Origin of the sequence: Mycolicibacterium llatzerense (genome assembly GCF_025331195.1) — a bacterium.
Lineage (GTDB): Bacteria > Actinomycetota > Actinomycetes > Mycobacteriales > Mycobacteriaceae > Mycobacterium > Mycobacterium llatzerense.
This window is the reverse complement of the sequence record NZ_LXOV01000001.1, coordinates 296,582-313,342: the sequence shown is the minus strand read 5'-3', so window position 1 is coordinate 313,342 and position 16,761 is coordinate 296,582. Positions and strand designations below refer to the sequence as shown.

18 protein-coding genes are annotated in these 16,761 nt (G+C 66.1%); 16 read left to right on the top strand and 2 right to left on the bottom strand.

Annotated elements, in window-relative coordinates; translation table 11 throughout:
* Positions 1-12: 12 nt before the first annotated feature.
* Both A7G45_RS01780 and A7G45_RS01775 read left to right on the top strand, forming a co-directional pair.
* Positions 13-882, top strand: coding sequence for an HpcH/HpaI aldolase/citrate lyase family protein (locus A7G45_RS01780; protein ID WP_260932938.1), 870 nt, complete (start codon positions 13-15; stop codon positions 880-882).
* Positions 879-2,093, top strand: a complete 1,215-nt coding sequence (locus tag A7G45_RS01775) for an enoyl-CoA hydratase-related protein (RefSeq protein ID WP_192830159.1) — start codon at positions 879-881, stop codon at positions 2,091-2,093. Before A7G45_RS01780 ends, A7G45_RS01775 begins: the two co-directional genes overlap by 4 nt.
* A 1-nt stretch (position 2,094) precedes the next feature.
* Here A7G45_RS01775 and A7G45_RS01770 read toward each other — a convergent pair whose 3' ends face one another.
* The gene (locus A7G45_RS01770; protein ID WP_043983974.1) at positions 2,095-2,775 is read right to left on the bottom strand and encodes a TetR/AcrR family transcriptional regulator; all 681 of its coding nucleotides are present in this window, start codon (positions 2,773-2,775) and stop codon (positions 2,095-2,097) included.
* 153 nt (positions 2,776-2,928) lie between these two features.
* Here A7G45_RS01770 and A7G45_RS01765 point away from each other — a divergent pair, with 153 nt between their 5' ends.
* From A7G45_RS01765 to A7G45_RS01700, 14 genes are all read left to right on the top strand, one after another.
* Positions 2,929-3,387 (top strand): MaoC family dehydratase, encoded by a 459-nt coding sequence (locus A7G45_RS01765; protein ID WP_276554702.1) that lies wholly within the window; start codon positions 2,929-2,931, stop codon positions 3,385-3,387.
* A complete protein-coding gene (locus tag A7G45_RS01760) occupies positions 3,384-4,124 on the top strand; it encodes an enoyl-CoA hydratase/isomerase family protein (protein WP_260932929.1) in 741 nt (246 codons plus the stop codon). The genes A7G45_RS01765 and A7G45_RS01760 overlap by 4 nt, the downstream gene beginning before the upstream one ends.
* Entirely contained in the window at positions 4,117-4,911 is a 795-nt protein-coding gene (locus tag A7G45_RS01755) for an enoyl-CoA hydratase/isomerase family protein (protein ID WP_260932927.1), read from the top strand. The genes A7G45_RS01760 and A7G45_RS01755 overlap by 8 nt, the downstream gene beginning before the upstream one ends.
* Before the next feature lies 1 nt (position 4,912).
* The gene (locus A7G45_RS01750) at positions 4,913-5,686 is read left to right on the top strand and encodes an enoyl-CoA hydratase/isomerase family protein (protein ID WP_260932924.1); all 774 of its coding nucleotides are present in this window, start codon (positions 4,913-4,915) and stop codon (positions 5,684-5,686) included.
* 9 nt (positions 5,687-5,695) lie between these two features.
* The gene (locus tag A7G45_RS01745; RefSeq protein ID WP_043983978.1) at positions 5,696-6,937 is read left to right on the top strand and encodes an aromatic ring-hydroxylating oxygenase subunit alpha; all 1,242 of its coding nucleotides are present in this window, start codon (positions 5,696-5,698) and stop codon (positions 6,935-6,937) included.
* The gene (locus tag A7G45_RS01740; RefSeq protein ID WP_110788917.1) at positions 6,937-7,422 is read left to right on the top strand and encodes an aromatic-ring-hydroxylating dioxygenase subunit beta; all 486 of its coding nucleotides are present in this window, start codon (positions 6,937-6,939) and stop codon (positions 7,420-7,422) included. Before A7G45_RS01745 ends, A7G45_RS01740 begins: the two co-directional genes overlap by 1 nt.
* Positions 7,422-7,634, top strand: coding sequence for a hypothetical protein (locus A7G45_RS01735; protein ID WP_043983981.1), 213 nt, complete (start codon positions 7,422-7,424; stop codon positions 7,632-7,634). Before A7G45_RS01740 ends, A7G45_RS01735 begins: the two co-directional genes overlap by 1 nt.
* Positions 7,631-8,812 (top strand): acetyl-CoA hydrolase/transferase family protein, encoded by a 1,182-nt coding sequence (locus tag A7G45_RS01730; RefSeq protein WP_260932917.1) that lies wholly within the window; start codon positions 7,631-7,633, stop codon positions 8,810-8,812. Before A7G45_RS01735 ends, A7G45_RS01730 begins: the two co-directional genes overlap by 4 nt.
* A complete protein-coding gene (locus A7G45_RS01725; RefSeq protein WP_260932916.1) occupies positions 8,809-10,005 on the top strand; it encodes an acetyl-CoA C-acetyltransferase in 1,197 nt (398 codons plus the stop codon). Before A7G45_RS01730 ends, A7G45_RS01725 begins: the two co-directional genes overlap by 4 nt.
* A complete protein-coding gene (locus A7G45_RS01720) occupies positions 10,002-11,279 on the top strand; it encodes an OB-fold domain-containing protein (RefSeq protein ID WP_260932912.1) in 1,278 nt (425 codons plus the stop codon). Before A7G45_RS01725 ends, A7G45_RS01720 begins: the two co-directional genes overlap by 4 nt.
* Positions 11,276-12,469, top strand: coding sequence for an acetyl-CoA acetyltransferase (locus A7G45_RS01715; protein WP_260932910.1), 1,194 nt, complete (start codon positions 11,276-11,278; stop codon positions 12,467-12,469). Before A7G45_RS01720 ends, A7G45_RS01715 begins: the two co-directional genes overlap by 4 nt.
* Before the next feature lie 96 nt (positions 12,470-12,565).
* A complete protein-coding gene (locus tag A7G45_RS01710; RefSeq protein ID WP_260932907.1) occupies positions 12,566-13,732 on the top strand; it encodes an acyl-CoA dehydrogenase family protein in 1,167 nt (388 codons plus the stop codon).
* The gene (locus tag A7G45_RS01705) at positions 13,633-14,199 is read left to right on the top strand and encodes a nuclear transport factor 2 family protein (protein ID WP_260932905.1); all 567 of its coding nucleotides are present in this window, start codon (positions 13,633-13,635) and stop codon (positions 14,197-14,199) included. The genes A7G45_RS01710 and A7G45_RS01705 overlap by 100 nt, the downstream gene beginning before the upstream one ends.
* A gap of 29 nt (positions 14,200-14,228) precedes the next feature.
* Positions 14,229-15,533 carry a phytoene desaturase family protein gene (locus A7G45_RS01700; RefSeq protein WP_260937892.1) on the top strand — a complete coding sequence of 435 codons (1,305 nt, stop codon included), beginning with the start codon at positions 14,229-14,231 and terminating at the stop codon, positions 15,531-15,533.
* A 66-nt stretch (positions 15,534-15,599) separates the two neighbouring features.
* Here A7G45_RS01700 and A7G45_RS01695 read toward each other — a convergent pair whose 3' ends face one another.
* The gene (locus tag A7G45_RS01695) at positions 15,600-16,754 is read right to left on the bottom strand and encodes an acyl-CoA dehydrogenase family protein (protein WP_260932903.1); all 1,155 of its coding nucleotides are present in this window, start codon (positions 16,752-16,754) and stop codon (positions 15,600-15,602) included.
* Between the last annotated feature and the right edge of the window lie 7 nt (positions 16,755-16,761).

Genomic DNA, 16,761 nt, shown 5'->3' with positions numbered 1-16,761 from the left:
CTGCGCGTCACGATGGAACGACGCATTGAGAACCTCGATTGCGCACGCAGTGTGCTGTTCGTGCCGGGCGATCGTCCCGACCGATTCACCAAAGCCGCCGCATGCGGGGCCGATCTCGTCGTGCTCGACCTCGAGGACGCGGTGGCGCCGGACGCGAAGAGTACTGCTCGTGACGCGGTAGATCGATGGCTCGGTACCGGACGGCAGGCCGTCGTCCGGATCAACGGGACCGGCACCCCGTGGTTTGACGACGACGTCGCCATGGCGGCGGCGCACCAGTGCGCCGTCATGTTGCCGAAAACCTCCAGCGCTGAACATGTCTCGACGGTCGCGCGCCTGCTGCCCAGCCGAATCCCGCTGATTGCTCTCATCGAGACGGCGTTGGGCGTCCTGGCGGCCGGGGAGATCTGTGCAGCCAATCGGATCGCCGCCGTGGCTTTCGGGAGTATCGATCTCAGCGCGGAACTCGGCATTCGTCCCGACGATCGACAGGCACTGCTTCATGCGCGCAGCTCTGTCGTACTCGCGGCCGCTGCCGCGCGGCGGCCCGCACCATGGGACGGGGTGACCACTGCCGTGCACGACGACGAGGCGGTCCGCGACGACGCTGCCCACGCCGGGCAATTGGGGTTCGGAGGCAAGCTCTGCATCCACCCCCGGCAGGTGGCGATCGTCAACGCTGAGTTCCAGCCCTCGTCGGCGGAACAGGCCTGGGCGCACCGCGTCCTGGACGCTGCGGCGGTCGGCGGAGGAGCGGCATGCGTCGTCGATGGCTGCATGGTCGACAAGCCCGTGATCGACAGGGCTGTCCGGCTCTTGGCGCGGGTCCGCAACGACGAACCGCTGCCGTCGGGCGGCCAATTGGAAGGAAAACTGCATTGACCGGGACTGACTCCACATTGACCGCCAATGCCGATGCCGCGCAACGGTTGTACGAGGCATTGCGCGGGGGCGACCGAGACACGCTCGCAGTTCTGTTGCATCCGGGGTTTGTCGGCCACACCACAGCGGGCCTGCCGCTGGACCTCGGTGGCGAGCACTCGGGGCCTGACGAGATGCAACGGGACTTCTGGTGGCGGATCGGGCGTCACTACGTGGCAGAGGCGCATCCCGATGAGATGCGCCGCCTGGATGACGGACGACTGTTTGTGCGGGGCCGGTACCGCGGCCATGGCCGCGCGTCGGGTAACCGGCTGGAGGCCGAGTTCGTTCACGTCCTGACGTTCGCCGCAGATGGCACGATCGTGCGGTTGGATCAGCTCACCGACAGCGCTTCCTGGATTGCCGCGTTGGAAGCGGCCGCCGAGCCATCGGTGATCGACTACGCCGTACGCGACGGCGTCGCGACAATGTGCCTCAACCGGCCCGAGGCGCGCAACGCCATCGACATGCGGATGGGTGAGGAGACCCTTCGGGTCGCCCAGCAGATCGCCGAAGATTCCGCCGTGCGGGCCGTGCTCATCTGCGGCAACGGACCTGCGCTGACCGTCGGTGGCGATATCGACTATTTCGTGAGCACACCCCCCGATCGATTCGGTTCGTTGTTCGCGCGCATGACCAGCCCGTTTCACGAAGCGTTCCGGATACTGAGCCGAATCGACGCGCCGATCGTGACCGCCGCACACGGCGCCGTCGCCGGCGGCGGCCTCGGTTACGTATATGCCGCCGATCTCGTCGTCGCCGCCGAAGGCACGAAGTTCGTGACCGGATTTGCCGACCTCGGCCTTTCCGGCGACGGCGGTGGCACGTGGCATCTACCGCGTCTGATCGGTGCGCGGCGAGCTGCCGAGGTGTACCTGCGCAACACCCCGATCACCGCGGCCGACGCGTTGCGCTGGGGGATGGTCAATGCGGTGGTTCCCGCAGACGAACTACGCTCGCGCGCAACACAACTAGCTTCAGAGCTGGCGTCTGGACCCACGCGTGCCTTTGGGCGCATGCGGGCGTTGCTGCGTGAGACCTGGAGCCGTGACCTGTCCGAGCAGCTACTGGCAGAGACTGAGTCGATGCGAGTGTTGGGCGGAAGCGCCGATGCCGGCGACGCCATCACCGCGTTCGTCGCGAAGCGAAAGCCGCGCTTCACCGGCCGATGAGTTACTTGGCGCGTTTGTGACGCGGCGATACGTCCTCGTCGGCGCCGGGTTCGGCGATCGCGTTGCGGACGAATGTCGTCGCGTTGCGGACGACCGAGTCCACGGACCCGCGGCGGGGTGTCCACCATTCGGCCGCCCAGTTGAGCGATCCGATGATCAGGAGCTGTGCGACGGTCAGATCGAGGTCGTCGCGCAGCTGGCCCTCTGCATGGGCCGCTCTGAGGAGCTTGCGCCATATGGCGGAGTAGGTGGCTTCCTCCGCCAGCTGCCGGGCCCGCAGGTGCTCGGGGACCTGGCCGCTGTTGCGGATCGACGCGGTGGCGTAGTCGGACAGCTCGAGTTCGTGGCGCAGGTGTGTCTCGACGGCAACGAGAATCCGGTCTAACGGCGCAGTTTCGGAGGGCAGCTCGTCGAGGACCGTCTGCAGGTGCCGTGCCATGTCGGCGATGCCGCTCCACATCACCTCTTCGATCAGATCTTCGCGCGAGGGGAAGTAGTAATAGATCGCCGGCGCCTGAAGTTCCGCGTGCTCGGCAACGTCGGTGAGGCGAGTGCCCGCATAACCCTTGGTACTCAGTACGTGCGCTGCGGCATCGAGGATGCGCCGACGGGTGCGCGCCGACTTGGAGTCCGCGTCACTGCCGTCTTCCGACGCCAGAGCTTGGGCCGATTTTCTAGCCATCGTTCAACTATATGGGGAACGGCGGGCAAACGTTCCCCAGGGCACGCGGACGGTTGCTCCTGCCGGTGTCCAACGCCTGCCGGTGCCCCGAAGCGTCATTGACCAACTCCCAAGTTTTAATCTATATTCAAAAGTGAGAGAGGTACGGAGGTGATGTGCGTGAAGGTTTTTCGGAGCATCGAGGAATTCGCGGCAGCGGAGGGGACGTCGTTGGGTCCCACCGGTTGGCTGACGATCGATCAGGAGCGCGTGAACAAGTTCGCCGATGCGACAGGCGATCATCAGTGGATTCACGTCGATCCGGAGCGGGCCGCGCAGGGACCATTCGGCACCGCGATCGCCCATGGTCTACTGACCCTGTCGCTGACGCCGGTGCTGGTTCACGATCTCTACACCGTTGAAGGTGTGCAGATGGCGGTGAACTACGGCTACAACAAGGTGCGCTTCGTCTCGCCGGTGCCGGTCGGTTCGAAGATCCGGGCTGCTGCCGTGGTCGGACCGGTGACCGTCGTGCCCGGCGGTGTCCAGGGGCAGCTGACGACGACCATCGAGATCGAAGGCTCCGACAAGCCGGCGTGTGTCCTCGAATCCATTGCGCGGTACTACGCGTGACGAAGCCGGTTCTGCTCGAGGTATCCGGCAAGGTGGCCACCGTCACCTTGAACCGGCCCGAACAGCGCAACGCCATCACCGTCGCCCTCGGGGCTGCGTTGGAAGACGCGTTGCACGAGGCCGCTGCCCTCGCTGACGTTGTCGTGGTGCGCGGCGCCGGCGGGAACTTCTGCGCAGGAGGGGATTTCCATGAATTGGGACGTCTGCGCGCGCTCGGCCGCGCTGCGATGGCCGAGCTCTTCGACAACTTCCGGCGTGCCTGCGCGATCATCGAAATGCTGCCCGTACCGGTGATCTGCGCGGTCGAAGGTTTCGCGACCGCCGGAGGCTTCGAACTCATCCAGGCAGCCGACATCGTGCTCCTGCACGAAAATGCCGTGCTTGCCGACATCCACGCGAAGTTCGGTCAGATTCCGGGTGGCGGTGGCACGCAGCGACTGCCGCGACTGGTCGGCCGGCAACGAGCGCTCGCCCACATTCTCACCGCCGACAGCCTGACGGCCGCCCAAGCACTCGACTGGGGACTGGCGTACCGCGTGTTCGCGAGTGACGAATTCGACTCGGCCGTAACAGCCTTTGCCGAGCGGCTGGCGACCAGGGACCGCACTGCGCTCGCGCGCAGCAAGGCCCTGATCTACCAGGGGTTGCGGCAACCCCTCGATGAGGGGTTGGCATTGGAGCGCGAGGCGGTGCTGGACCACGTCGCGGTGACCGGAACAGGGGTAGGGCGTGGCTGAGCAATTGGTGCTTCTCGACGTCGCGGACGACGGCGTCGCGCGGTTGCGGCTGAACCGGCCCGAGGCTGCCAACGGCATGAATGTGCCTTTCCTGCAGGCGCTGCACGCCGTGATCATGCAATGCCACGGCAATCCCGCCATCCGCGCCGTCGTCATCACCGGCGAAGGCAAGAACTTCTGCGCCGGCGGCGACGTTCGAACATTCGCTTCCAAGGGTGAGGCGCTGCCGGATTACCTGCGCGAGGCCACCGCATGGCTGCAGCTGGCCGTCGATGCACTGCTCCAGCTGCAGGTACCGGTAATCGCCGGAGTACACGGATTCGCCGCGGGCGGTGGCGGATTCGGGCTGGTCTGCGCATCGGATTTCGTCATCGCCACCGAGTCCGCGAAGTTCATGTCGGGTGCGGTCCGTGTCGGGATGGCGCCCGACGCCGGTGTATCGGTGACCCTCACTCAACTTGTCGGGCTCCGCAAGGCCATGGAGATCGTGCTCACCAATCCGACACTGTCAGCACAGCAGGCCCTCGACATCGGCCTGCTCACCAAGGTCGTGTCCGACGACCAGCTCGGTGATGAATTGACTTCCTTTGCGGCACAATTCACCGAGATGGCGCCCAAGGCTGTGGGGGCGACCAAGCGGCTGATGTGGGGCGGCGTGGGCGCCGGCGTGGTGCAGCGACTGGGCGAGGAGGCTCGCACCGTGGCCGAGCTGTCCGGCACAGCAGACTCACGTGAAGGGCTGGCTGCCGTCATCGAGCGGCGGCCGCCTCGGTTCACCGGGAAATGACATGGACGACGTTGTAACGACCGCTGATCACGGGCACACCCGGGTCATCACGCTGAATCGGCCCGACCGGCGGAATGCGATCGACATACCACTGCGCGTGGCGCTGGCCGATCACCTCGAAGATGCCATGGCCGACAGCAATATTCGGGCTGTGGTGCTGACGGGTGCGGGCGCGAGCTTCTGTGCCGGCGGTGACATTTCGACCATGCGCCGGATGCCGGAGGCCGAGAGCCGGCCGCGTGCCGAAGCCGCGGCACGGGTGGTGCGGGCCATCTGGACCGGTGGCACACCGGTCGTCGCCGCGGTGGAAGGTGCCGCGTTCGGCGCCGGTGTCTCGCTGGCGCTGGCCTGCGACCGAGTGGTCGCCGCCGAGGACGCGGTGTTCTCCACGGCCTTCACGGGTGTCGGCCTGGCCGGCGACATGGGCATTTTCGCATCACTGCCCGCACGGGTCGGTCCGGCAAAGGCGCGGCAGCTGATGCTGTTGCCGCAGAAGCTGTCTGGCGCGGAGGCCTTTGAGCTCGGCCTCGTCGATGCGCTCGTGCCGTCGGGTTCGACGCTGACATCGGCACTTGCTGACGCCGAGCGGATCTCGGCACTCGCGCCGCTTGCGGTCCGCGAGATCAAAGGGGCATTGACCCGTTGGCCCGGTGCGCCGCTGGCGATGCTCGACCACGAGGTCGACGTGGCAGTTCGCCTGTTCGACACCGAGGACTTCGACGAAGGCGTCGCCGCTTTCCATGACCGTCGTCCGCCCCGATTCCGGGGCTGCTGAGGAGAAGCCATGACCACCGCTGTCGACTATTCACGGCTCATCGAGCCGACCCGCGTGCACGGCTCGCTGTACACCGACCCCGCCATCTTCGCCGAAGAGCTGGAGCGCATCTGGTACGGCGGCTGGGTGTTCGTCGGCCACGAGAGCGAAATCGCGCAGCCGAATGACTACGTGCGCAAGCAGATCGGCCCGCAGGACATCATCATGACCCGGAGCCGTGCCGGCGACGTCCACCTGCTGGTGAACCGCTGCGCCCACCGCGGCAACCTGGTGTGCGACGACGCGAGCGGCAACTCGGGATCGTTCCGTTGCCCGTATCACGGCTGGACGTACCGCAATGACGGTGCGCTGGTCGGCTACCCGTTCAAGAAGGGCTACGGCGACGAGAAGCTGGACCTGGGCCTCGGACGCCTGCCGAAAGTCGACAGCTACCACGGCTTCGTGTTCGGCAGTTTCAACCCCGACGTACCGCCGCTGCTAGAGCACCTCGGCGCCGCTGCCGGTGAGATGGACCGGCTGGCGCGCCTGTCGCCGGCAGGCCAGGTGCGGCTCGACGCCGGCTGGCTCAAGCACAAGACCCGCGCCAACTGGAAGCTGCTGGCGGAGAACGAGACCGACGGCTACCACCCGCAGTTCGTGCACGGCTCGATCTTCTCGGTGACCGGCAGCACCATCGGCCCGCTCTACAGCGACAAGTCCACCGCCGTCACACGTGCGCTCGGAAACGGGCACAGCGAGAACGACCTCCGGCCGGAATTCCGCAAGTTCGCCGAACCGATGCGATGGTTCGGCACGACGGCCGAACGGGTCCCTGACTACGTGGCCAGAATGCGAGCAGTTCACGGCGACGCGGCCGAGCAGATCCTCATCGAGGGTGGCCCGCACGTGATGGTGTTTCCGAACCTCTTCATCGCCGAGATTCAGGTGTTCAACATCCAGCCGTTGTCCGCCGGTGAGTGCATCCAATACTCGACCGCCGTTCAGCTGGAGGGGGCGCCAGAGCTCAACAAGCGCATGCTCTCGCAGTCCATCGGATCGGTTGGACCGGCCGGAATGCTGCTCGCAGACGACACCGAGATGTACGAGCGCAACCAGGCCGGCGTCGCGCAACTGCTGCCCGAATGGCTCGACATCCGCCGGGGCACCGTCCGGGAGCGCCAGGACGAGAACGGCTTTCAGATCGGTGGCGCCACGGATGAGACGGCCATGCGCGCCTTCTGGGCGCACTACAAGACGCTGATGGAGCCATGATGACGACGTCGACCGGAGTAGACCTGCGCGAGCTCGAGCAGTTCATCTACCGCGAGGCCCGCTTTGCGGACGAGCACGAATACGACGCGTGGGAGGCCTTGTGGACCGACGACGCGCTGTATTGGGTGCCTGCCGCGGGATCGCTTGCCGACCCGGAGCACCACGTGTCGGTCATCTACGACAACCGCCGTCGGATCTCGACGCGGTTGCAGCAGTTGCGCACCGGCAAGCGGTACGCGCAAGCGCCGGCATCGAACCTGCGCCGGATCATCTCCAACATCGAAATCCTGGAGGCGGAGGGTGACGAGTCGACCGTCGGCGCGAACTTCGTGCTCTACGAATCGAAGTCACGCGGCATCGAGACCTGGGCCGGCCGGGTCACCTACGTGCTGCGACGTGTCGACGGCGAGCTGAAGTTGGCCCGGAAAACGGTGCTGCTGGTGAATTACGACGAGGCGTTGCCGACTCTGGGATTCCTGATCTGATGGATGCCGGCGACGTCGTCCACAACGAGTTCGCCCAGGTCGCGGTGCGAGTCGACCGCGTCGGGAACAGTCCCCGGCTGTCGTTGACCGACCTCAAGACCGGGCGCGTGCGTTTCCTCGACGCACTTGAACTCGAGACCATCGTGTGGCTGCCGGACGGGCACATGCAGAAATTGCTCGACCCGTCCGCAGACCGATGGAAAGAAGGATGATCGACCTCAGCGCACACATTCGTCCAGGCGACACGGTCGTCTGGGGGCAGGCTTGTGCGGAGCCCCTGACCCTCACCGAGGCGCTCACGGCGCAGCGTGAGTCCCTCGGCGGCATAACGGCTTTCCTGGGTATCCAATTTGCCGGCACTGCGAAGCCCGAGCACGCCGATCACATCCGGTTCGTCAGCTATTGCGGGACCGGAGCGAACCGCGCGTTGGCGCAGGTGGGCGTGCTCGACATCTATCCGGGCCACTACTCGACGCTGCCTTGGCTGGTGTCACACGGACCGCTGCGAGCGGACGTGGTGCTCGTGCAGGTATCGCCGCCCGACGTGGACGGCAATCACAGCCTGGGCCTGGCGCATGACTATCTCACCGCCGCAATCGATGTCGCGCGAGTGGTGATCGCCGAGGTGAACGACCAGGTTCCTTTCGTCGCCGGCTCGCGCTATCTGACCGCCGCTGACATCGATGTGCTGGTGGAGAGCTCGCGGCCGCCGGTGGAGGCGCCGGCGGGTCGTGTGGACGCGACCACGATACGGATCGCCGAGCTGGCCGCCGGTCTGGTCGAGGACGGCGCGACCTTGCAGCTGGGCATCGGCGCCGTCCCCGAATTGATGTTGGGCGAACTGAAAGACAGGCGCGACCTGAGGTTTCATTCGGGGCAGCTCAGTGACGGCGCTGCCGGTCTCATCGAGGTCGGGGCGGCCGGCGGTGGGGTCGCGGCGTTTCTCATCGGTACCCGCCGCCTGTTCGAGTTCGCGCATTGCAATCCGGCGATCGCGTTGCGCCCGGCGTCCTACACCCATGACCCCGATGTGCTTGCGGCACAGGAAAAGTTCGTGGCCGTCAACTCAGCGGTCGAGGTCGATGTGACCGGTCAGGTCAATGCCGAGATCGCCGGCGGGACGTACGTCGGTGCGGTCGGCGGCGCGGCAGACTTTCTGCGTGCCGCGGCGCGGTCATCGGGCGGACTGCCCATCGTCGCGCTACCCGCGAGCCGGATCGTCGCGGCGTTGTCCGGGCCGGTGTCGACAGCGCGGGCGGACGCCGGAATCTTCGTCACCGAATACGGCATCGCGGATCTACGCGGGCAGCCATTGGCGCTGCGGCGCCGCCGCATGATCGAGATCGCACATCCCGAACACCGAGAAGCCTTGTTGGAAGGAACATCATGAGACGCGCGGCGATCGTGAACCCACTGCGTACCCCGGTCGGCACGTTCGGCGGAGCGCTGCGTTCTGTGCCCGCCGAGCGGTTGGCGTCCACGATCCTGAAAGCCGTGGTGGAGACGTCGGGTATCGATCCGGCGCGGATCGACGACGTGGCAATGGCACAGTCGTACGCCAATTCCGAAGCGCCCTGTATCGGCCGGTGGGCAGCACTGGATGCCGGTCTGCCGGTGGAATTGCCCGGTTTTCAGACCGACCGTCGGTGTGGCGGCGGATTGCAGGCGGTGGTGACCGCCGCGATGATGGTGCAGACCGGAGCTGCCGACGTCGTCCTCGCCGGCGGCGTCGAGAGCATGAGCAACATCGAGTACTACACCCAATCGACACGGTGGGGTTCGAGGTCGGGCAATGCGACGCTCTACGACCGCTTGGATCGGGGACGGGAACGCTCGCAGCCGGCTTGGCGGTTCGGAGCGATCAGCGGAATGATCGAAACCGCCGAGAACCTCGCGACCGAGTACAGCATCTCCCGATCCGCCGCCGACGAGTTCGCCGCTCGTAGTCACCAACGTGCCGCAGCCGCATGGGAATCCGGACGGTTCAGCGACGAGGTGGTACCGGTCGAGGTGCCGCAGAGGAAGGGTGATCCGATCGTCTTCGCGAAAGACGAAGGCATCCGCCCTGATACCACCGCCGATTCGTTGGCGAGACTTCGCCCGATCACACCTGGCGGCACCGTGACTGCCGGGAACTCCAGCCAGCAGAACGATGCTGCCGCGGCGTGTCTGGTGGTCGCCGAGGACCGGCTCGACGAGCTGGGTCTGGAGCCGCTCGCCTTCCTGCGTGGCTGGGCCGCGGCAGGCTGTGAACCGCGGGTGATGGGTATCGGCCCGGTGCCGGCGGTGGCAAAACTCTTTTCCCGCACCGGGTTGTCGTTCGATGACATGGATCTGGTCGAGCTGAACGAGGCGTTCGCCGTTCAGGTGCTGGCAGTGATGAAGGGCTGGGGATTCGACGATCTCGATCGGCTCAACGTCAACGGCTCCGGCATCTCACTCGGGCATCCGATCGGCGCGACCGGCGTGCGGATCCTGGCCACGCTGTCGCACGAACTGCGCCGCCGCGGAGGCAAATACGCCTTGGAGGCGATGTGCATCGGCGGCGGGCAGGGCATGGCGGCGATCATCGAGGCGCCATGACCGGAATCGTCTCGTACGCCACGTATCTGCCGTCGCACCGGTTGCGGGGCCGTCGAGTCGTCGCATCGTTCGATGAGGACAGCACGACGCTGGGTGTCGCCGCCGCGCAGGCCGCTCTCGGCAACAGACCGGCCGGCGCCCTGTATTTCTCGTCCACCACGCCTGCGTACGCGGACAAGGCGAACGCCACCGCCATCCACGCCGCGCTCGGCCTGTCGCCTGGCGCGCTTGCGGTCGACCTGGTGGGGTCAGCGCGCAGCGCCGTCGCGGCATTCCGGGCCGCGTCCGCGTCGGGCGGTATGGCGGTGCTGTCCGATGTCCGGGTCGGGCGTGCCGGCTCCTCCGACGAGAAGGACGGTGCCGACGCCGCGGCGGCCTTCCTGTTCGGCGACACTGACACGATCGCCGACATCATCGGATATGCCGGCGTGACAGCAGAATTCCTCGACCGCTGGCGCGTCCCCGGCGGTGCGGGCGCGCAGTGGGAGGAACGCTTCGGTTTCGAGGAGTATCTGCCGCTGATCGAAACGGTGCGCTCCCAGATCGGGGTCGACGACCCGGATCACGTGGTCGTGGTGTCACCGAACATCGCGGTCCGGAAATGGGCCGCGCGTACGTTCACGACGTCGCCCGTAGGCCACGCAGGCGTCGCTGATCTGGGCATCGCACTGGCGAACGTGCTGGACGTCGCGCAACCCGACGAGACGATCCTGGTGATCTCGGCGGCGGACGGGGCCGACGCCATCGCCCTGCGCGTCACCGCGCAGGTCCGGCGTCAGGCGGTCTCTGTGGCCGAGCAGCTTGCGGCCGGTGCCGACGTCGACTACCTGACGTACCTGACGTGGCGCGGACTGCTCGAGCAGGAGCCGCCGCGGCGACCGGAACCCGACCGGGTCGCAGCGCCGCCGTCTGCTCGCGAGCGCGATTGGAAGTTCGGTTTTACCGCGAGCTGCTGCACTGCTTGTTCGTTCGTTCATCTACCGCCGGTGCGGGTCTGCAAGAGGTGCGGCGTCGTCGATCAGATGACGCGGCGGCCGCTGCGTGCGGAGGCCGGGACCGTCGCGACCTTCACGGTGGACCGGCTTGCCTACTCGCTTGCGCCGCCCGTCGTCGGCGCAGTCGTCGACTTCGACGGCGGCGGCCGCTACACCCTCGAGCTCGCGGACGGTGGAGCCGACCGCATCGCTGTCGGCTCACGCGTTGGATTGACGTTCCGCTGTCTGCACAGCGCGGGCGGTGTCCACAACTACTTCTGGAAGGCGAAACTCCTGTGAGTAGCACCGGCATCCGCGACAAGGTCGCTGTGGTGGGCATGGGATGCACCCGATTCGGCGAACGGTTCGGTGCGTCTGCCGAAGACCTCATCATCGAGGCGATCGATGAATGCTTCACGGCCAACCCGAAGCTGGATCGGGCCGGCGTCGGCGCGTACTGGCTGGGCACTCTGGCCACCGGCCAGAGTGGGCTCACTGTCAGCAAGGCGCTGGCCTTGGACTACACCCCGGTGACGCGGGTCGAAAACTATTGCGCCAGTGGATCCGAGTCCTTCCGCAACGCCTGCTTCGCCGTCGCGTCCGGTGCCTACGACATGGTGGTGGCCGTGGGGGTCGAGAAGCTGAAAGACTCGGGCTACTCGGGACTGCTGCGGGGCGATCCGCCGGGTGACGGTACCGCTTCGGAGCTTTCGCTCACCGCGCCGGCGGCGTTCTCGTTGCTCGACCCGGCCTACTGCGCCCGCTACGGTGTCGACCCCGCCGCGATGCGCGATGCGATGACGCACGTGGCGTGGAAGAACCATCGCAACGGGGCGCGAAACCCGAAGGCGCAGTTCCGTTCAGAGGTCTCCAAGGAGAAGATCGCGAACGCGCCCATCGTCGCCGGACGGCTGGGTGTGTTCGACTGCTCGGGAGTGTCCGACGGCGCGGCGTGCGCGGTCATCGTTCCCGCAGAACGCGCAGCCGAGTACACCGACCAGCCCATGTACGTGAAAGGTATTGCGCTGGCGGCCGGTCCGGGCCGGGGCGCGGTGGACCCCGGTTACGACTTCACCACCTTCCCCGAAGTCGTCCGATCGGCACGCGACGCGTATGCGCAGGCCGGGATCGAGAACCCGCGTGCGGAAATCTCTTTCGCGGAGGTGCATGACTGCTTCACTCCGACGGAGCTGGTGCTCATGGAGGATCTGGGGTTCGTCGACCGGGGCGATGCCTGGCGGGCCAGCCTCGCCGGTGAGTTCGACGCCGACGGACGGTTGCCGGTCAATGTCGACGGCGGCCTCAAGTCGTTCGGCCATCCGGTCGGCGCCAGCGGGCTGCGCATGCTCTATGAATGCTGGCTGCAATTCCGTGGTGAGGCCGGCGATAGGCAACTGGCCGAGCCTCGAATGGCATTGACGCACAATCTCGGTGGGCGGCCGGGAGCGTGCGTATCGCTCGCCGCGGTAGTGGGTAACGAACTGGGCTGACACTGTCGCCGCGGCGGCAGCGTTGACCCCCATAGGTCATTATTTTATTATAGATTCAAAATTGCTACGAAGTAGCTCAACGAAATGTGGATCAAAATGACACTCACCAGCTTGGTTGCTGACACCGCCGACCATGCGATGCTTCGCGACACCGTCGCCAAGATCGCCGACAAATATGGCGCGGAGTACTTCCTGGAACGTTCGCGCGCCGGTGGGAAGGTCGATGAACTCTGGGCGGACCTCGGCGCGGCCGGGCTACTCGGGGTACACCTGCCCGAGGAATACGGCGGTGGCGGTGCAGGCATGTCCGAGCTGGCCATCGTCATCGAAGAACTGGCCGCACATGGCATTCCGCTGCTCTTGACGGTCATCTCGCCCGCCATCTGCGGTTCGATCCTGGCCGCTCATGGCTCGCCCGAGATGAAGCAGCGCTGGCTGCCCGGCATCGCCGACGGCTCGTTGAAGATGGCGTTTGCGCTGACCGAACCGGATTCCGGGTCCAACAGTCACCAGGTGAAGACCACCGCCCGCCAGGACGGCGACGGGTGGGTGGTGTCCGGCGGCAAATACTTCATCTCCGCCGCCGACGAAGCGCACGCACTGCTCGTGGTGGCGCGGGACGGAACCGCCGCGGACAGTGGGCGGAACCCGCTGTCGCTCTTCGTGGTACCCACCGATGCGCCGGGAGTCACACTCCAATTGCTCGAGACGACCGTGACCTCTCCGGATCATCAGTTCACCGTGTTCTTCGACGACGTTCGGGTCGGGCCCGAAGCGTTGATCGGTACCGCCGGCAACGGGCTCAGGCAGGTGTTCGCCGGGCTCAACCCGGAGCGGATTCTGGCGTCGGCGCTCAGCGGGGGCATCGGCCGCTACGCGGTCGAGAAAGCCGTCGCCTATGCGAAAGACCGTGCGGTCTGGTCGGTTCCGATCGGGGCGCACCAGGGCATCTCGCACCCCATCGCCGATTGCCACATCCAGGTCGAGCTCGCCCGCCTGGCTACCCAACGCGCCGCCCAGATTTTCGACGACGGCGGGAACGCTGCTGCGGCGGCGAACATCGCCAAGTACGCCGCGGCCGAAGCGTCGCTGAAGGCGCTCGACCAGGCCATCCAAACCCATGGCGGCAACGGACTTTCCAAGGAGTACGGACTGGCCGAACTATGGTTCGTGGCCCGGCTCATGCGCACCGCACCGGTGAGTCGCGAGATGGTGCTGAACTTCGTCGCCCAAACCATGCTCGAGCTGCCGGCTTCGTACTGAGGACCACACCTGTGAATCCCAAACCCGATGATTTCGCCGACAACTACAGCCAGGCGTGGTCTGCTCCGAACAGCGATCTGCTGCGATCGATGTTCGCGTCCGACGGCGTGTACATCGATGGTGGAATGCAGAAGGAATATCGCGGATTCGAGCACATCGCCTGGTTCTACGGACACATGCTGCGATTTGCGCCGGACTCACGGATCGTGTTCTCCAATCCCATTTTTGCTGGCGGAACGTTCGCTCTCGAGTGGGTCTGGTCGGGAACTGCCAACGGTCAGCTCGCGCTCGGAAGCGAGACATACGCGGCGACCGGACGTGCATTCGCTGTGCCTGGCGCGTGCATCGGGCGGCTGAACGGTGAAGCTGCCGTGTCATATCACCGCGACTACTACGACGTGCTGGATCTGCTGCAGCAGATCGGTCTGAAAACCCATGTTGGACAAGGAGAATCATGCCCAGAGTGAACGACCGCGAGAATCATGCGGGGCGAACGATGAACGAGAATCGTTGGGACGCACTCGTCGTCGGCGCCGGCGCGGGCGGGCTGTTCGCCGCGGCGCGGCTCTCGCACCTCGGCTACCGGACGTTGGTCGTCGAGCGGCTCGAGGTCGTCGGCGGGCGGGCGTCGACGCGCGACATCGACGGGTTCAAGGTCAACAACGGCGCCATCGTCATCGAAACCGGCGGCCTCACCGAGGAGACATTCCACGAGGTCGGCGCCAAATTCGACGTCCGCGCCGCGGAACCGCCGATTCTCTACCGCATCGGCGACAAAGACGTCGACGTGACCGGCGGCGGCTGGGGATTCCTGCTGTCCAAGCTGACGCGCCAGGGCGCGAAGCTGGTGAGTGGAATCGGCGCGGCCCGAAACGATTCGGGGTTGCCGGAAGACGAGCTGTCGACAGCCGACTGGGTGGCCAAGTACACCAAGAACGAGTCGGTGCACGGCATCTTCCGCAACATGTGCGGATCGGTCTTCGCGGTGGGTTCCGAGGAACTGCCGGCGCGGGTGTTTCTGACGTACTTCACTCGCAAGAGCGCATTCAAGAAGTTCGGCTTCTGCCCTGAGGGCACCATCGGCATCTGGCAGGCGCTCGCCGAGGTGGTGGAGAAGAACGGGGGAGCGGTCTGGCTCTCGTCGGAGGTGCAGCAGCTGCACCTGACGAACGGGCGAATCACCGGAGCCACCGTCGTCCACGGCGATGAAACCGTCGATATCTCTTGCAAATTCGCGGTGAGTGATGTCGGTCCGTTCGCGACGGTCGAGCTGGTCGGCAGCCAGAATCTGCCCGCCGACTACGTCGCGAAGGTCGACGCGGCAAACCGGCCGTGCTCGATGATCACCGTCAACTTCGCCAGCCGGCGAAAGCTGTTGAAGGCGCCGGGCATGCTGAGCTTCGCGAAGACCCGGAGGCTGTGCTACGTCGCGAATTTCACCGAGACGTGTCCCGAGATGGCGCCGGAGGGCTGGCACCTCTATGCGGGGACATCGGTGCCCAAACCCGCGGTCGGCGACTTCGACGAGAACGCGGAAACCGAACTGCTGCTGGCTGATCTGCGCGAGGAGATCGACGGCTTCACCGATGCCCGCATCCTGTCGATCGCGGTCACCCGCGACGGCTGGCCGCCGCAGCGCGCCGTCGCCGGCTTCGACCTACCGCACGACACCCCGATCGCGAACTTGTGGAATGTCGGAGATGCGGTGAAGGAGTACGCCAACGGCGGGACGACGGCGTGTGCCGAGACGGCCAAGATCGTCGTCGACAAGATTCGGGCCGTGTATTCGCCGACGGCCTGATGCTGTTCCGGCCCTTCGCCATCCGAGGTTGGCGAAGGGCCGGTTCGTCGGCAGGGTGGCCAGTCCTCAGGCGGTCAGTCCACCGCGGGCGACGAGTTGCGCTGCGATGACGTTGCGCTGGATTTCGTTGGTGCCCTCGCCGACGATCATCAGCGGCGCATCGCGGAAGTAACGCTCGACGTCGTATTCGGTCGAGTAGCCGTAACCTCCGTGAATGCGGACGGCGTTGAGCGCCACCTCCATGGCGACCTCGGACGCGTAGTACTTGGCCATGCCGGCTTCCATGTCACATCGTTCGCCGGCGTCGAACCGCTGCGCCGCATGCAGCACCAGCTGGCGGGCGGCCGTCAGCTTGGTGGCCATGTCGGCCAGATAGCCGCCGACAGCCTGGTGCTTCCAGATCGGGACGCCGAAACTCTCGCGCTGCTGGGCGTAGGCCAGCGCATCGTCGAAAGCGGCCTGACCGACGCCGAGCGCGCGGGATGCGACCTGAATCCGGCCTGTCTCAAGACCTTTCATCATCTGCGCGAAGCCCTGCCCCTCCACTCCGCCGAGGACGGTGTCCAGCGGCGCGCGGAAGTCGTCGAAGGCCAACTCGCAACTCTCGACGCCCTTGTACCCAAGCTTGGGTAGATCGCGGGACACGATCAGTCCCGGACCGTGTTCGACCAACAGGATGCTGATGCCGCGGTGCCGGGGCGTGGCCGCCGGGTCGGTCTTGCACAACAGCGCGATGAGCTGGGACCGGCGGGCATTGCTGATCCACGTCTTGGCCCCGTTGATGACGTAGCCGTGCTCGTCGCGACGGGCGACGGTGGTCATCGCCTGCAGGTCGGAGCCGCCGCCGGGTTCGGTCAGCGCCATGGTTGCCCGGATCTCTCCGGTGGCCATCCGCGGGAGGTAGCGGCTCTTCTGGTCGTCCGTGCCGAAGTTCAGGATCAACTTGGAGACAACGGTGTGGCCACCCATCGCGCCTGCCAGGCTCATCCAGCCACGTGCCAATTGCTCGGTCACCCCGACATAGCACTGGGTGGACACCGGCGCATCGCCGTACGGCTCCGGGATCGCCAGACCGAAGATGCCCATCTGCTTCATCTGGTCGATGAGCTTCTCCGGGTACTCATTGGCGTGTTCGAGATCGCGTGCGACGGGCCGCACCTCACGGTCGACCCAGTCCCGCACAGTCGCGACGACCTGCCGCTCTTCGGCTGACAACTCCACAGCTGGT

Bases quoted from the DNA above. Each gene is read 5' to 3' on its own strand.
- A7G45_RS01725 (WP_260932916.1), top strand. From the start codon at position 8,809: ATGAGACGCGCGGCGATCGTGAACCCACTGCGTACCCCGGTCGGCACG.
- A7G45_RS01765 (WP_276554702.1), top strand. From the start codon at position 2,929: ATGTGCGTGAAGGTTTTTCGGAGCATCGAGGAATTCGCGGCAGCGGAG.
- A7G45_RS01720 (WP_260932912.1), top strand. From the start codon at position 10,002: ATGACCGGAATCGTCTCGTACGCCACGTATCTGCCGTCGCACCGGTTG.
- A7G45_RS01735 (WP_043983981.1), top strand. From the start codon at position 7,422: ATGGATGCCGGCGACGTCGTCCACAACGAGTTCGCCCAGGTCGCGGTG.
- A7G45_RS01740 (WP_110788917.1), top strand. From the start codon at position 6,937: ATGACGACGTCGACCGGAGTAGACCTGCGCGAGCTCGAGCAGTTCATC.
- A7G45_RS01710 (WP_260932907.1), top strand. From the start codon at position 12,566: ATGACACTCACCAGCTTGGTTGCTGACACCGCCGACCATGCGATGCTT.
- A7G45_RS01770 (WP_043983974.1), bottom strand. From the start codon at position 2,775: ATGGCTAGAAAATCGGCCCAAGCTCTGGCGTCGGAAGACGGCAGTGAC.
- A7G45_RS01705 (WP_260932905.1), top strand. From the start codon at position 13,633: ATGGTTCGTGGCCCGGCTCATGCGCACCGCACCGGTGAGTCGCGAGAT.
- A7G45_RS01750 (WP_260932924.1), top strand. From the start codon at position 4,913: ATGGACGACGTTGTAACGACCGCTGATCACGGGCACACCCGGGTCATC.
- A7G45_RS01780 (WP_260932938.1), top strand. From the start codon at position 13: ATGGAACGACGCATTGAGAACCTCGATTGCGCACGCAGTGTGCTGTTC.
- A7G45_RS01730 (WP_260932917.1), top strand. From the start codon at position 7,631: ATGATCGACCTCAGCGCACACATTCGTCCAGGCGACACGGTCGTCTGG.
- A7G45_RS01745 (WP_043983978.1), top strand. From the start codon at position 5,696: ATGACCACCGCTGTCGACTATTCACGGCTCATCGAGCCGACCCGCGTG.
- A7G45_RS01700 (WP_260937892.1), top strand. From the start codon at position 14,229: ATGAACGAGAATCGTTGGGACGCACTCGTCGTCGGCGCCGGCGCGGGC.